Annotated in this window: 17 protein-coding genes; 6 read left to right on the forward strand and 11 right to left on the reverse strand. The window is 67.5% G+C overall.

What is annotated here, in order from left to right; all coding sequences use genetic code 11:
* Positions 1 to 18 precede the first annotated feature (18 nt).
* The 3 genes from FHD67_RS13715 to scpA all read right to left on the reverse strand — a co-directional run bounded on the left by FHD67_RS13715 (position 19) and on the right by scpA (position 3617).
* Positions 19 to 537 (reverse strand): hypothetical protein, encoded by a 519-nt coding sequence (locus FHD67_RS13715; protein ID WP_139599018.1) that lies wholly within the window; start codon positions 535 to 537, stop codon positions 19 to 21.
* Positions 534 to 1358 carry a hypothetical protein gene (locus FHD67_RS13720; RefSeq protein ID WP_045999103.1) on the reverse strand — a complete coding sequence of 275 codons (825 nt, stop codon included), beginning with the start codon at positions 1356 to 1358 and terminating at the stop codon, positions 534 to 536. The genes FHD67_RS13715 and FHD67_RS13720 overlap by 4 nt, the downstream gene beginning before the upstream one ends.
* 126 nt (positions 1359 to 1484) lie before the next feature.
* Positions 1485 to 3617, reverse strand: a complete 2133-nt coding sequence (scpA, locus tag FHD67_RS13725) for a methylmalonyl-CoA mutase (RefSeq protein WP_139599019.1) — start codon at positions 3615 to 3617, stop codon at positions 1485 to 1487.
* A 57-nt stretch (positions 3618 to 3674) separates the two neighbouring features.
* Between scpA and FHD67_RS13730 the strand changes: the two genes are divergently transcribed.
* Together FHD67_RS13730 and FHD67_RS13735 are read left to right on the forward strand one after the other, a co-directional pair.
* Positions 3675 to 4262 (forward strand): DUF4174 domain-containing protein, encoded by a 588-nt coding sequence (locus tag FHD67_RS13730; RefSeq protein WP_246071300.1) that lies wholly within the window; start codon positions 3675 to 3677, stop codon positions 4260 to 4262.
* A gap of 93 nt (positions 4263 to 4355) precedes the next feature.
* Positions 4356 to 4547, forward strand: coding sequence for a hypothetical protein (locus FHD67_RS13735; RefSeq protein ID WP_045984253.1), 192 nt, complete (start codon positions 4356 to 4358; stop codon positions 4545 to 4547).
* Here the strand turns inward: FHD67_RS13735 and FHD67_RS13740 are convergent.
* A complete protein-coding gene (locus tag FHD67_RS13740) occupies positions 4513 to 5190 on the reverse strand; it encodes a hypothetical protein (protein WP_139599020.1) in 678 nt (225 codons plus the stop codon). The genes FHD67_RS13735 and FHD67_RS13740 overlap by 35 nt on opposite strands.
* Positions 5191 to 5237: 47 nt before the next feature.
* Here FHD67_RS13740 and FHD67_RS13745 point away from each other — a divergent pair, with 47 nt between their 5' ends.
* Positions 5238 to 5624, forward strand: a complete 387-nt coding sequence (locus FHD67_RS13745) for a DUF4174 domain-containing protein (RefSeq protein WP_139599021.1) — start codon at positions 5238 to 5240, stop codon at positions 5622 to 5624.
* A gap of 10 nt (positions 5625 to 5634) precedes the next feature.
* Here the strand turns inward: FHD67_RS13745 and FHD67_RS13750 are convergent, their stop codons facing one another.
* From FHD67_RS13750 to FHD67_RS13775, 7 genes are all read right to left on the reverse strand, one after another.
* The gene (locus FHD67_RS13750; protein ID WP_139599022.1) at positions 5635 to 6003 is read right to left on the reverse strand and encodes a hypothetical protein; all 369 of its coding nucleotides are present in this window, start codon (positions 6001 to 6003) and stop codon (positions 5635 to 5637) included.
* Positions 6000 to 8045 (reverse strand): acetyl-CoA carboxylase biotin carboxylase subunit, encoded by a 2046-nt coding sequence (locus tag FHD67_RS13755; RefSeq protein WP_139599023.1) that lies wholly within the window; start codon positions 8043 to 8045, stop codon positions 6000 to 6002. The genes FHD67_RS13750 and FHD67_RS13755 overlap by 4 nt, the downstream gene beginning before the upstream one ends.
* Before the next feature lie 99 nt (positions 8046 to 8144).
* Positions 8145 to 8357, reverse strand: coding sequence for a hypothetical protein (locus tag FHD67_RS13760; RefSeq protein ID WP_042246739.1), 213 nt, complete (start codon positions 8355 to 8357; stop codon positions 8145 to 8147).
* Positions 8358 to 8432: 75 nt separating this feature from the next.
* Complete coding sequence (locus FHD67_RS13765) at positions 8433 to 8675, reverse strand: hypothetical protein (RefSeq protein WP_045999109.1); 243 nt, start codon at positions 8673 to 8675, stop codon at positions 8433 to 8435.
* Positions 8676 to 8802: 127 nt separating this feature from the next.
* Positions 8803 to 9216: a hypothetical protein gene (locus FHD67_RS13770; RefSeq protein WP_139599024.1), complete on the reverse strand. Its 414-nt coding sequence runs from the start codon at positions 9214 to 9216 to the stop codon at positions 8803 to 8805.
* Positions 9217 to 9303: 87 nt separating this feature from the next.
* Positions 9304 to 9459, reverse strand: a complete 156-nt coding sequence (locus tag FHD67_RS20480) for a hypothetical protein (protein ID WP_157001723.1) — start codon at positions 9457 to 9459, stop codon at positions 9304 to 9306.
* A gap of 205 nt (positions 9460 to 9664) precedes the next feature.
* Positions 9665 to 11197: an acyl-CoA carboxylase subunit beta gene (locus FHD67_RS13775; protein WP_139599025.1), complete on the reverse strand. Its 1533-nt coding sequence runs from the start codon at positions 11195 to 11197 to the stop codon at positions 9665 to 9667.
* Between the two features lie 170 nt (positions 11198 to 11367).
* Between FHD67_RS13775 and alr the strand changes: the two genes are divergently transcribed.
* From alr to FHD67_RS13790, 3 genes are read left to right on the forward strand one after another with little or no spacing between them, the layout of a single operon-like run.
* Complete coding sequence (gene alr, locus FHD67_RS13780; protein WP_139599026.1) at positions 11368 to 12384, forward strand: alanine racemase; 1017 nt, start codon at positions 11368 to 11370, stop codon at positions 12382 to 12384.
* Complete coding sequence (locus FHD67_RS13785; protein ID WP_139599027.1) at positions 12381 to 13139, forward strand: MlaE family ABC transporter permease; 759 nt, start codon at positions 12381 to 12383, stop codon at positions 13137 to 13139. The genes alr and FHD67_RS13785 overlap by 4 nt, the downstream gene beginning before the upstream one ends.
* The gene (locus FHD67_RS13790; protein WP_139599028.1) at positions 13136 to 13858 is read left to right on the forward strand and encodes an ABC transporter ATP-binding protein; all 723 of its coding nucleotides are present in this window, start codon (positions 13136 to 13138) and stop codon (positions 13856 to 13858) included. Before FHD67_RS13785 ends, FHD67_RS13790 begins: the two co-directional genes overlap by 4 nt.
* Positions 13859 to 13971 lie beyond the last annotated feature (113 nt).

The following is a 13971-nucleotide window of genomic DNA, read 5'->3' on the forward strand; positions in this document are numbered from 1 at the left end:
TGCGTGCCGACGAACCGATCACGGGTCGGCGCCCGCCCATTCCCCATCGATCCCGGTCCGCCGCATCACCGACACGACCTGACGTGCCGCCTGCAGGGTCCGGTCGCGGACCTGCAGGACGTCTTCTGCCCCCATGTCATGAGGATGGCGTTCCCCGCGGGTGTTGATGAAGGTCGGGTGCCACATGCCGGGCCGTGCCCCCGGCCGCCAGGACGCATGGCACAGCAGGTTGCGCATCCGCCGCAGGTCGGTCAGCGTCGATGGCAGCGCGCCCAGCTCGACCCCCTCGCTGCGGCGGGCGGCGGCCAGAAAGCTGTCGATCAGCGTGCCCAGGGTGTCGTCGGCGATTTCCTCCATGCGGCGCAGCCAAGCCTCCAGGGCGTGGTCCTGCGCATCCTGGCCCAAACCCTTGCGGGTCAGCGAAAAGATCGCGCGCTTCAGCGCCTCCTCAAGAAAGCCGAAGGCCGCGACGGCATGGCCCAATGCCGCGGCCATCTCATCGGGCAGACGATCGGGCGCGCGGGGCAGGGGCATCATTCACGCCAAAGCTGCGCCACCCACGGGGTCGGCCGGACATAGTGGCGCAGATGCTTCAGGAAACCCTCGCGCCGCTGGCCGGTGAAGGCCGCGCGCAGGTGATCCAGCGGGGCGCGGGCCTCGTCGGCCTCGTCCCATCGGCCAAGGATCGCATCGGGCGGGTTCAGGCTGCCGGGGAACATCACGATGCGCGTCCCGCGCGGAATCTTGGGATCGCGCAGATAGTTCAGCGGGAATGTCGGCACGCAGTGAAAGCGGAAATGGGCCAGCCACCCGCGCGGCCAGAACTTGACCCCGCCCGGCGCGTTGCGGGTGACAAAGCGCTGTTCGTACTTGTACTTGTCAGCGGCGGCCTGTGGGTCGGCGGCAAAGATCTTCTGCAGCGGGGCCAGGTTGCCGACCCGCATCCGATAGACCGAGGTCTGGCCCATCTTCTCGAACGGCGTGTTGGGATTCAGGCCCAGGATCGTGTCGTCCGGATCGCCATGTTCGAAGAACGCGTCCAGGCTGCCGGTGACGATCACGTCCAGGTCCAGGAACAGCACGACGCCCGTGACGTCGCCCAGATCCCCCCACAGCCGCGACTTGGGCCACTTGCCGCGGGTGTTGACCGGGGCCTGATAGGCGAAATCGGGCAGCGGGCGCACAGCGACATCCGGATGCAGACCTGTCCCGTCATCGGTGAAACAGAACAGCCGGAAAGGCGGCGTAATGTTGCGGGCGATCATCGCATGCAGGCGGTTGACATATTCGGGACCGAACTTGGCACCCCACTTGATGCAGATGATCTGCTTGACCGATCCGTTGCGCCCGTCGTCCATGTCTCACCCATTCGCTTTGGGTGCAGGGTTTCACAGCCCGCACCGCGAGGCAAGCAGGCCTCACGGTTCCGCGCAGGCCACGGGGGGTGCGGGGGGCTGGCCCCCCGCCGTCGCGGGACGCAAATCTCAGGGTCGCGTCTCTCGGATCAGCCGCAGGATGTCAGCGGCCGCGGATGGGATGTTCGTGCCGGGGCCGAAGATCGCCTTGACCCCCGCACGGCGCAGGAAGTCGTAATCCTGCTGCGGGATCACGCCGCCGCAGATGACCAGGATATCGCCGGCGCCCGCATCCTTCAGGGCCTGGATCAGCTTGGGTGCCAGCGTCTTGTGGCCGGCGGCCTGGCTGCTGATTCCGATCACGTGGACGTCGTTGTCGATGGCGTCCTGGGCGGCCTCTTCGGGCGTCTGGAACAGCGGTCCCACGTCCACGTCGAAGCCGATATCGGCAAAGGCCGTGGCGATCACCTTGGCACCGCGGTCATGACCGTCCTGGCCCATCTTGACGACCAGCATGCGCGGGCGTCGGCCTTCCTCCACGGCGAATGCCTCGACGTCGCGCTGGATCTGGGCAAAGCCCTCGTCCCCCTCATAGGCCGCGCCATAGACGCCGGCCAGGGTGCGCACCTCGGCGCGGTGGCGTCCGAATTCGTCTTCCATTGCCATGCTGATCTCTCCGACGGTGGCGCGGGCGCGGGCAGCCTCGACGGCGGCCTCCAGCAGGTTGCCGCCCTCGCGGGCGCGGCGGGTCAGCTCGGCCAGGGCGGCGGTGCAGGCCGCCTCGTCGCGGGCCGCGCGGATGCGGGTCAGGCGGGCGATCTGGCTGTCCCGGACGGCGACATTGTCGATGTCCAGGATGTCGATCGGGTCCTCCTTCTCCTTGCGGTACTTGTTGACGCCCACGATCACGTCCTCGCCCCGGTCGATCAGGGCCTGACGCCGGGCGGCGGTCTCCTCGATGCGCAGCTTGGGCATGCCCGAGGCCACGGCCTTGGTCATGCCGCCCATCTCCTCGACCTCCTCGATCAGGGCCCAGGCCTTCTGGGCCAGCTCCGCCGTCAGGCTCTCGATGTAATAGCTGCCCGCCAGCGGATCGACGACATGGGTGATGCCCGTCTCCTCCTGCAGGATCAGCTGGGTGTTCCGCGCGATGCGGGCGCTGAAATCCGTAGGCAGGGCGATCGCCTCGTCCAGCGCGTTGGTGTGCAGCGACTGCGTGCCGCCAAGCGCCGCCGACATCGCCTCATAGGCGGTGCGGATGACGTTGTTGTAGGGGTCCTGCTCCTGCAGGCTGACGCCCGAGGTCTGGCAATGCGTGCGCAGCATCAGGCTGGACTGCTTCCTGGGCTGGAATTCCGACATGATCCGGTGCCACAGCAGGCGCGCGGCGCGCAGTTTCGCGATCTCCATGAAGAAGTTCATGCCGATGGCAAAGAAGAAGGACAGCCGCCCCGCGAAGGCGTCCACGTCCATCCCCGCCGCGATCGCCGCGCGCACATATTCGCGCCCGTCGGCCAAGGTATAGGCCAGTTCCTGGACCAGGTTCGCCCCGGCCTCCTGCATGTGATAGCCCGAGATCGAGATCGAGTTGAACTTGGGCATCTCCGATGAGGTGTATTCGATGATATCCGCGATGATCCGCATGCTGGGTTCGGGCGGATAGATATAGGTGTTGCGGACCATGAACTCCTTGAGGATGTCGTTCTGGATGGTCCCGGACAGCACGGCACGGGAATGGCCCTGCTCCTCCCCGGTGACGATGAAGTTTGCCAGGATCGGGATGACCGCGCCGTTCATGGTCATCGACACCGAAACGCGGTCCAACGGGATGCCGTCGAACAGGATCTTCATGTCCTCGACCGAATCGATGGCGACGCCGGCCTTGCCCACATCGCCCTCGACCCGCGGATGGTCGCTGTCATAGCCCCTGTGGGTGGCCAGATCGAAGGCCACCGACACGCCCTGCTGCCCCGCGGCCAGCGCACGGCGATAGAAGGCGTTCGATTCCTCGGCCGTGGAAAATCCAGCATATTGCCGGATGGTCCAGGGGCGGCCCGCATACATCGTGGCGCGCGGGCCGCGGGTGAACGGCGCGATGCCGGGCAGGCCATCCAGGTGGTCCATCCCCTCCAGGTCGTCGCGGGTATAGACCGGCTTGACGGCGATCCCCTCCAGCGTGTCCCAGGTCAGGCTGTCGGGGTCGCGCCCCTTCAGTTCGCCCTGTGCCAGCTTGCGCCAGTCCTCCAGCGTGGGTTTTGTCATGATCCATCCTTTCCTGCCGACGGTCCTGCCCTATATTCAAGACATGACGAGGTGCCGATGAAGTTGAAATTTATGATATTCGTGATGGCGCTTGCGGCGATGGGCCCCGCACGCGACGCCCCCCCGCCGGATGGCGCCGCCGTCCGGGCACCGGACGGGGCGGCGGCCGCGACGCAGCCGCGCGACACGGTGCCGCAACGCAACCCCGCCCGTCTGCCGCCGGTCGCGCAGCGGGTCGAGCCCGACCCGCTGCCGGACGCGTCCCCCCTGGACGACGGCTCTCCGCAGGTGCTGGACGCCGCCACGGTCGACCCGGACCAGTTCCTGTGGACGGCGCGCCCCGTGGTGATCTTTGCCGACACGGCGGACGACCCGGCCTTTGTCGACCAGGTGGCATCGCTGCGCCGTGACGGTCGGGCATTGGCGTCGCGCGACGTGGTGCTTGTCCTCGACAGCGACCCGTCGGCCAACAGCGCGTGGCGACAGCAGCTGCGCCCGCAGGGGTTTTCGCTGGTGCTGATCGACAAGGACGGACAGGTCAAGATCCGCCGCCCCGTCCCATGGGATGCCCGAGAGATCGGCCGTGCCATCGACCGTCTGCCCCTGCGCCGGCAGGAAATCGGGCGCGGCAGCGTGATGCGATAAGGCGCAGGGCCGCGAAACTTGTGGATTTGCGGCGCGTTCCCTATATCATGACCGGTATCCGGCACGGTTGCCGGATCAGCAAGAGGGTTGATCATGGCCAATTCGCGTTCCGACCGCAGCCTGTCGCAACCGCGCGCGCCCAAGGCGTCCGCCCGACCCGACGCACCCGTGCTGCGCAGCGAAGCCAAGCCGAAACCGACCGCCGTCAGCCGTGCGAACGAAATCGTGCGCGCCATCGGATTGCGTCCCATCACCGGCCTTTCGGGTCCGAAGATCGGTTACTGACCTCGGTCGCCGACAGACGCTCGCGCATTTGCGCCAGTTCCTGCGGCAGGCGCGCACCGATCTGTGCCGCGGCTTGCACCTCGTCCTCGTCCAGCATCGCCTCGACTGCCTCGGCGCCGCCACGCAGGCATTCGGTCAGGACCCGCATTGCCTGCAGGCCGGTATCGCGGGTTTCCTCCATCAGCTCTAGGTAGTCGGCCATCATCTGCGCCGCCCGCTTTCCGTCGCTGCGCGCGATCCGGCGCAAATCGGTGGCCAGCGCGCCCATGATCGACAGCAGCCGATAGTACAGCACGATCGGGTCGATGACCGGCGCGGGCAGGATATGAATGTCGGAAATCACGGCCGCAAAGATTCGGTCGTTGGCCTGCTGCGGCAGGGTCGGCACGAAATCTCCCGACTCGATGCGCGACACCAGCAGGGCCGCGTCCTGCGGCGACGGCACCTGCTGCTCCAGGGCAAAGACATGCGCCCGGATCTCTGCCAGCAGGGCGCGCTGCAGGTCGGTCTCGCGCGCGCGGCGCAGCGTGGCGTCGCGGCGGCGGGTCTGGGACGCGACGACGATCCAACCGATGGCCACGAAAAGGCCGGTGACGACCGCCTGCTGCAGCTGCGGGCTGAGCCATTGGTCAAGCGGTGCCATGGGAACCCGTCCCGCGACATGCGCGTCCTGTTTCGGAAGGAGCGATCATGCACCGATTCTGCCTGTCTACCGTCTTGGCCCTGTGGCCTGCCATGGCACCCGCCGACACCACCCGCGGCCCCGCGCCGCTGCAGGCGGATACGCTTGCCGCACTGCGTTGGCAGGCGCGCCCTGTCGTCGTCCTTGGACCCGAGGCGCAGGTCGCACGGCAGATCGCCGACCTCCAGGCACACGCGGAGCAGTTGGCAGAACGCGAGGTGGTCATCCTGACCGACGGACCTGGTGCAAACGCGCTGCGCGACGGGCAGGGGTTCCAGGTTCTGCTGATCGGCAAGGATGGCGGGGTCAAGATGCGGTCGGCCACGACCGTCGCGGCAGAGGACATCCTGTCCCTGATCGACAGCATGCCGATGCGCCAGCAGGAGATGCGATAGCCCCCGCGCATCATGCCACGCGCCCCCGTGTCAGCGACAGCGCCGCCAGACCTGCGGCGACGTGACCGACAGCAGCTACGCCAAGCGCGGCCTGCCATGACGCATGACCGCCCAGCAGCGCCATCAATGCCGCACCCCAGATGACCGCCGACAGCGGGATGGCCGCTGCCCAGAACCACCACCCGCGCCAGCGCCCGGTGCATGCCCCGAAGACCAGTTGGAACAGAGCCAGCCCGACGATCGGCGGCAGCAGATAGGCCAGCGGCACCTGCGTGCCGAGCAGGGGCACGGTCTGCGCCGCCACCGCCGACAGGATGCCCGCCGCGCCCGCCAGCCCAAGTCCGGCCGACAGCAGATAGGCGGGCAGGGCGGGAATCATTCGAACTCCATGATCACGTCGTCGACCTTCAGGCTTTCGCCCGGCGCGGCATTGACGGATTTCACGATGCCCCGGCGTTCGGCGCGCAGGATGTTCTCCATCTTCATGGCCTCGACGGTGGCCAGCGCCTGACCCTCCTGAACCTCGTCCCCCTGGGCGACATTGATCGTCACGATCAGGCCGGGCATCGGGCAAAGCAGGAACTTGGACGTGTCGGGCGGAAGCTTTTCGGGCATCAGCCGTGCCAGCTCCGCCGCACGGGGCCGACGCACATGCACGCGCAGGTCCGCCCCGCGCGCACGCAGGCGCAGCCCGGCGGCGATCTTGTCCACCTTCAGCACCAGGGGGCGTCCCTCGACCTCCAGCCGCGCCAGTGACTGGCCGGGGCGCCAATCGCCCTCGACCCGGATCGTGCGCCCCGCGATGGCGACATTTGCGCCATGGGCATCGGCGGTGATGCGGACGGGCCAGTCCTGCTTGTCCGCGAACACCACCCAATCGTCGCCCACATGGCGTTCGTGGTTGTTCAGGCGGCCGCTGATACGGGTGCGCCGGATCTCGGCCACGCGGTGCATGGCGGCGGCGGCGGCGGCAATGCGGTGCATCTCGTCCTCGGGCAGGGCCGCGCCGTGGAACCCGTCGGGATACTCCTCGGCGATGAAGGCGGTGGTGATGTCGCCCGCGACGAATTTCGGGTGATCCATCACCGCCGACAGGAAGGGCAGGTTGTGCCCGATCCCCTCGACCTCGAAGGCGTCCAGCGCGGTGCGCATCGCCTCGATCGCCTCACCGCGGGTCGGTGCCCAGGTGCACAGCTTGGCGATCATCGGGTCATAGAACATGCTGATCTCGCCGCCCTCATAGACGCCGGTGTCGTTCCTGACCGCGGCCGCATCCGTGGGGGCGCCATGGGCCAGCCACTTGCCCCCGGTCAGCATCGGCCCCGCCGCCACCTCGACCGGTGGGCGGTACCGGGTCAGGCGCCCGATGGAAGGCAGAAAACCGCGATAGGGGTCCTCGGCGTACAGCCGGCTTTCCATCGCCCATCCGGCGATCGTCAGGTCGGACTGCGCGAAGGGCAGCGGCTCTCCGGCCGCGACGCGGATCATCTGCTCGACCAGATCGACGCCGGTGATCAGTTCGGTCACCGGGTGTTCCACCTGCAGGCGGGTGTTCATCTCCAAGAAATAGAAGTTGCGGCTTCCGTCCACGATGAACTCGACCGTCCCCGCGCTGGTGTATCCGACGGCCCTGGCCAGGGCCACGGCCTGCTGACCCATCGCGGCGCGGGTGGCCTCGTCGAGGAAGGGGGACGGCGCCTCCTCGATGACCTTCTGGTTGCGGCGCTGGATCGAGCATTCGCGTTCGTGCAGATAGACCGCGTTGCCGTGCTGGTCGGCCAGGACCTGGATCTCGATATGGCGCGGCTGCGTCACGAATTTCTCGATGAAGATCCGGTCGTCGCCGAAGCTGTTGGCGGCCTCGCTTCTGGAGGACTGGAAACCCTCGCGTGCCTCGTCGTCGGACCAGGCGATGCGCATGCCCTTGCCGCCGCCGCCCGCGCTGGCCTTGATCATCACCGGATAGCCGATCTGGGCACTGATGGCCGCGGCCTCGTCCGCGTCCGCGATCAGGCCCATGTGACCCGGAACCGTGCTGACCCCCGCGGCCTGCGCAAGCTTCTTCGAGGTGATCTTGTCGCCCATCTGCTCGATCGCGCCGGACGGGGGGCCGATGAAGACGACGCCCTCGGCCTCCAGCGCCTCGGCGAACTTCATGTTCTCGGACAAAAAGCCGTATCCGGGATGGACGGCCTCGGCGCCGGTCCGGCGGATCGCGTCCATGATCTTGTCGATCACGATATAGGACTGGTTGGCGGGGGCCGGGCCGATATGGACGGCCTCATCCGCCATGCGCACATGCAGCGCATTGCGGTCGGCGTCGGAGTAGACGGCGACGGTGGCGATGCCCATCTTGCGGGCGGTCTTGATGACACGGCAGGCGATCTCGCCCCGGTTGGCGATCAGGATCTTCTTGAACATGGGCTCCCCCCCAGGACGGAACGTGAAAAAGCCGCCCGAAGCGCAAGGCTTCGGACGGCTTTGCAGACGGTCGGCGCGACGGGCGCGCCGATCAGCAGGTCACTGGCACAGACGGAAGTCGTTGCACAGCGCGCCAGCGGCGCCGCCGATGGCCGCGCCCTTGACGACGTTGGTGCCGCCGACCGATGCGACGGTCGCGCCGACGCCGGCGCCGATGAGCGCGCGGTCAGTGTCGGTCGGGTTGATGCCTTGGGTGCAGCCGGCGATGGCCGTGGTGCCGACCAGGGCAGCGATGGCAAGGAATTTTGACATGGTGAAGATCCCGTGGGTTGGGCGGCAGCCGCGCCGGGCGCGGGCTGCCGATAGGGTGAGAGGTTGCCGCAGCGATCAGTAGCGACGCTGGCAGACACCGGCGTCGTCGCACAGCGCGCCGCCGACGGCACCGATCGCGGCGCCGGTTGCCAGGTCTTCGTCCAGGGCCTTCGCGATGACGGCACCGGCAACGGCACCGCCTGCGGCGCGCTGCGCGTCGGGCGAGATGCCGCCGCCCTGATAGCCGGGGGCGCAAGCCGAAAGACCGGCGGCAACCAGGGCCAGGCCGGCAACGCGAAGCGAGAAGAATTTCTGCATGATAAGAAACCTGTCGTAATGGGCCCGTCGGGGGCCGATGGGAGGTGGTAAGGGGTTATCGCATAGCTGATGCCTGCGTCAAACTGACATGCGTGTGACTTCAAGGGGTTCAGCATCAACCTGCGCATCAGTCGTCGTCGGCCTCGTCGTCGTCCCAGCCGTCCTGGTCGTCCCAGCCGAACTCCTGGGGCGCATCCTTGACGAACAGCTCGGGGAAGGCGGCCTCCGCCTCGGCCATGTCGACCTGCAGCAGTTGGTCGTAATCGGCAGGGTCGAACTGGCCCACCGGCTTGACCTCGCGGCCGATCAGCCAGGACAGCCGACCGGCATCAAGATTGCCGCGGGGAAAGGGTTCGTCGCCGAAATGCGCGATCAGCGCCGAAAGAAAGCCCGCATCGGCGCGCTTGTCGGCGGGCCTGCGGTCCTTGAACCGTTCGCGGCGCGTGATGGGCGTGGCGCCCTTCTTGCGATTCTCGCGCCGGATGACGAACTGGAAATCGGTGCCGGGCAGACGCCCGGGAAAGCCGCGATGCTTCAGCATGGCAGGGCCCCTGTGCTGGGGCGCGCGGGCCGGATCGCTGCGCACGGGCAGGCTGGCCGCCCGCGCGCAATTGTCGGACGTCTCGTCTTAGCCGAATTTGCTGTTGTAGACAGGCTCGGTCGTGACGGGGTTGACCATGGGCGCGGCCGGGGCGGTCGGGACATAGACGTCGGCAGGCTGCTGGCGCTGGCACGCGGCGAAGGCGGAAACCAGCACGAGGCCGAGGATGATCTTTTTCGACATGGAAACATGCTCCTGTAGGGCGGGCGGTGTTGCGCCCGGCTGCTCGGGTTGTGGTCGGCTTGTTGATCTGCCGGCCTGCGCGGCATGATAGAGAAGCCCGCTGCGATCAGACAGGGACGCAGGAAGGCGGGCGCCAAAGCGCCGCCCCCCTGTGGCCCGGCTGCATCATTCACGACCTTGTGCATCGCGCGCCCGTCCCCGTCCGTCACAGCGGAATGTTGTCGTGCTTTTTCCACGGGTTCGTCAGCCGCTTGCCGCGCAGGCTGGCAAAGGCGCGGGCCACCCGGCGACGCGTCGACCGGGGCTGGATCACCTCGTCGATGAAGCCCTTTTCGGCGGCCACGAAGGGGTTGGCAAAGCGGTCCTCGTAATCCTTGGTGCGGGCGGCGATCTTGTCGGCATCGCCCAGTTCGCTGCGATACAGGATCTCGACCGCGCCCTTGGCGCCCATCACCGCGATCTCGGCGGTGGGCCAGGCATAGTTGAAATCGCCGCGCAGATGCTTCGACGCCATCACGTCATAGGCGCCGCCATAGGCCTTGCGGGTGATGACCGTGACCTTGGGCACCGTCGCCTCGCCATAGGCGAACAGCAGCTTCGCCCCATGCTTGATGACGCCGCCATATTCCTGGCCGGTCCCCGGCAGAAAGCCCGGAACGTCGACCAGCGTCAGGATCGGGATTTCGAACGCGTCGCAGAACCGCACGAAGCGCGCGGCCTTGCGCGAGCTGTCGATGTCCAGGCAACCGGCCAGCACCATCGGCTGGTTCGCGACGACCCCCACCGTCTGTCCCTCGATGCGGATGAAGCCGATGATGATGTTGCCCGCGAAATCCTTCTGGATCTCGTAGAAATCGCCCTCGTCCGCGACCTTGGCGATCAGCTCTTTCATGTCATAGGGCTGGTTCGGGTTGTCGGGGATCAGCGTGTCCAAGCTGGGCTCGATCCGCGCCGGGTCGTCGAAGAAGGGCCGGGTCGGGGCCTTTTCGCGGTTGTTCAGCGGCAGGAAATCGAACAGCCGGCGGATCTCCGACAGCGCCTCGACGTCGTCCTGGAACGCCCCGTCCGCGACGGAGGATTTCCGGGTATGCGTGGACGCACCGCCCAGCTGTTCGGCAGTCACGACCTCGTTCGTGACCGTCTTGACCACGTCGGGCCCGGTCACGAACATGTAGGACGTGTCGCGCACCATGAAGATGAAGTCGGTCATCGCGGGCGAATAGACCGCGCCACCCGCACAGGGGCCCATGATCACGCTGATCTGCGGCACGACGCCCGATGCCAGCACATTGCGCTGGAACACGTCGGCGTAACCCGCAAGGCTGGCCACGCCCTCCTGGATGCGCGCGCCCCCCGAATCGTTCAGTCCGATCACCGGCGCGCCGTTCTGCATTGCCATGTCCATGATCTTGCAGATCTTCTGGGCATGGGTTTCCGACAGCGACCCGCCGAAGACGGTGAAGTCCTGAGAGAAGACATAGACCATGCGGCCGTTGATCGTGCCCCATCCGGTCACCACCCCGTCGCCTGCCGGGCGGTCGTCCTGCATGCCGAAATCGGTGCTGCGATGGGCGACGAACATGTCGAACTCCTCGAAGCTGTCCTCGTCCAGCAGCAGGTCGATGCGTTCGCGGGCCGTCAGCTTGCCGCGGGCGTGCTGGGCGTCGATGCGCCGCTGGCCTCCGCCAAGCCGGGCCTGCTGTCGGCGTTCTTCCAGCTGCTGCAGAATGTCCTTCATCGCGCCCTCCTGATCCGGTGTCCCAGGCTAGACTGCGATGCAGGTGCAGCAAAGACAATTCGGGGGAATTTGCAAAATACAGAAGCGGCCGTTCATGCTAAGTGCATATGTGCAAACGCATGTTGCGGCAGCCTCTTGACGCGGGCCGGGCAGGGGGGCAAGCCACGCATATGGGATTGCAGATCGACATCGCGGCCATCGTGGCCAATCACGCGGCGCTGGCCGCACTGGCGCCTGGCGCGCGTGCCGCCGCCGTGGTCAAGGCCGATGCCTATGGCCTGGGCGCCGACCGCGTCGCCCCGGCCCTCTATGCCGCCGGCGTGCGCGATTTCTTCGTGGCCCTGGCGCATGAGGGACGGGCGATCCGGCCGCTGCTGCCGCAGGACGCGCGCATCAACGTGCTGTCGGGGCACATGGAGGGCGCGGACCTGACCGGGCTGACCCCGGTCCTGAACAGTCCTGCGCAATTCTTTCGTGATCGCGCCATGCGCCCCGGCCAACCCTTCGCCATCCAGCTGGACACCGGGATGAACCGCCTTGGCATGGAGGCCGCCGAATGGGGCGCCATCCGGGACGAGGCGCTGGCCGCCGGACCGGCCTTCATCATGTCGCACCTGGCCTGCGCGGACGAGCCCGACCACCCCGCCAATGCGGCGCAGCTATCCGCGTTCTGCGCAATGACGGATGGCTGTAACGTGCCGCGGTCGCTGGCCGCGACCGGGGGCATCCTGCTGGGACCGGATTATCACTTCGACATGGTGCGCCCCGGCGTGGGTATGTACGGCGGGCTGCCCTTTGCGCAGGCCCGCGGCGTCGTCACGCTGTCGCTGCGCGTGATCCAGACCCGTGACGTGCGGAGGGGAGAGATGGTCGGTTATGGCGCCAGTTGGCACGCGCCGCGCGACTGTCGCATCGCCACCGTCGATGCCGGCTATGCCGACGGCATCCTGCGTTCGCTGTCGGGCAAGGGCGCGCAGCTGTTCGCCGCCGATGTGGCCTGTCCGGTCGTCGGGCGCGTGTCGATGGACCTGATCACGGTGGACGTCACCGATCTGGATGCGGTGCCCGACCGGCTTGACCTGATCTGCGCGCATCAACCCATCGACCGCCTGGCCGACATCGCCGGCACCATCGGATACGAGGTGCTGACCTCGCTTGGGCTGCGCTACCAGCGGACCTATCTGTGACGCCCATCCGGGCGATCGGACGACCCGCCCTGCGCGTCACCCGGACCATCGGGGCGGTGGCGCTGTTCGCAATGCGGGGGCTGTCGGGGTTCGGGACACCCCGTATGATCCTGCGCCAGGTGATGCAGATCGGCTGGCTGTCGCTGCCGGTCGTGGGGCTGACGGCATTGTTCACCGGGGCGGCGCTGGCCCTGCAGATCCATTCGGGCGGAGAGCGGTTTCAGGCCGGCGACGTCGTCCCGGCCATCGTGGCCATCGGGATGGTTCGCGAACTGGGCCCCGTCCTGGGCGGCCTGATGGTTGCCGCCCGCGTCGCCAGCAGCATCGCCGCCGAGATCGGGACCATGCGCGTCACGGAACAGATCGACGCGTTGGTGACACTGTCGTCCGACCCGGTCCGCTGGCTGGTCACGCCCCGGCTGTGGGCGGCGATCCTGTGCATGCCGGTGCTGGTGGCCACGGGCGACATCATCGGCATCATGGGCGGCTGGCTGGTGGGCACGACCTCGCTTGGGTTCAATTCGGTTAGCTACATCGCGAACAGCTGGGCGTATCTGGAGCCGTGGGACGTCACCTCTGGACTGATCAAGGGGGCGGTCTTCGGGCTGGTCGTCGCGTTGTCGGGATGCTGGTTCGGCATGCGGTCGGGGCGCGGCGCGGCAGGCGTCGGACGGGCCACGACCAATGCGGTCGTCGCCGCCGCCGTCGGCATCCTGGCTGCGAACTTTGCATTGACCGGGCTGTTCTTCGAATGATCCGGACCTGCGGCCTCAGCAAATCCTTTGGCGCCAAGCGGGTCCTCGACAGCGTCGATCTGACCGTCGCCACGGGCGAGAGCCTGTGCGTGATCGGCCAGTCCGGCACCGGCAAGTCGGTCCTGCTGAAATGCATCCTAGGGCTGGAACGCCCCGATGCGGGGCAGGTGCTGTGGAACGGCCAGCCGCTGGACCGGGCACGCTTCATGGCGCGGTTCGGGATGCTGTTTCAGGGGGCGGCCCTGTTCGACAGCCTGTCGGTCTGGCAGAACGTCGCCTTCCGCCTGCGCCAGCGGATGGACGACCGCCGCGCCCGTGCCATCGCGCTGGACAAGCTGGCGCGCGTGGGGCTGGCTTCGGACATCGCCGACCTGATGCCCGCGCAGCTGTCGGGCGGCATGGCCAAGCGCGTCGGCCTGGCCCGCGCCATCGCCGACGACCCGGCGGTGATCTTCTTCGACGAACCGACCACCGGGTTGGACCCGATCCGCGCGCGGGCCATCGATGCGCTGATCCGCGGCATCGTGACCGAAACTGGGGCCACCGCGATCACCATAACCCATGACATGGCCAGCTGCCGGATCATCGGCGACCGGGTCGCGCTGTTGGCGGATGGTCGCATCGCGCATGACGGCCCGGTGGCGGACATGGATCGTGCGCCCGCCTTGGCTGGTTTTCTGGGCATCCCGTCCGCCGGGGTCGGTGATCATGCGCGATAAGGATGCAACTTTTGCACAGGCTTGGCCGTTCTGCCACAAACGGGGGCAGTTGCGCCCCATTTACCACGAGCATGAACTTGTGCGAATCCGACCGGCTTGCCACCATGGACCGA

The organism is Paracoccus haeundaensis (assembly GCF_006239215.1).
Classification (GTDB): Bacteria; Pseudomonadota; Alphaproteobacteria; order Rhodobacterales; family Rhodobacteraceae; genus Paracoccus; species Paracoccus marcusii.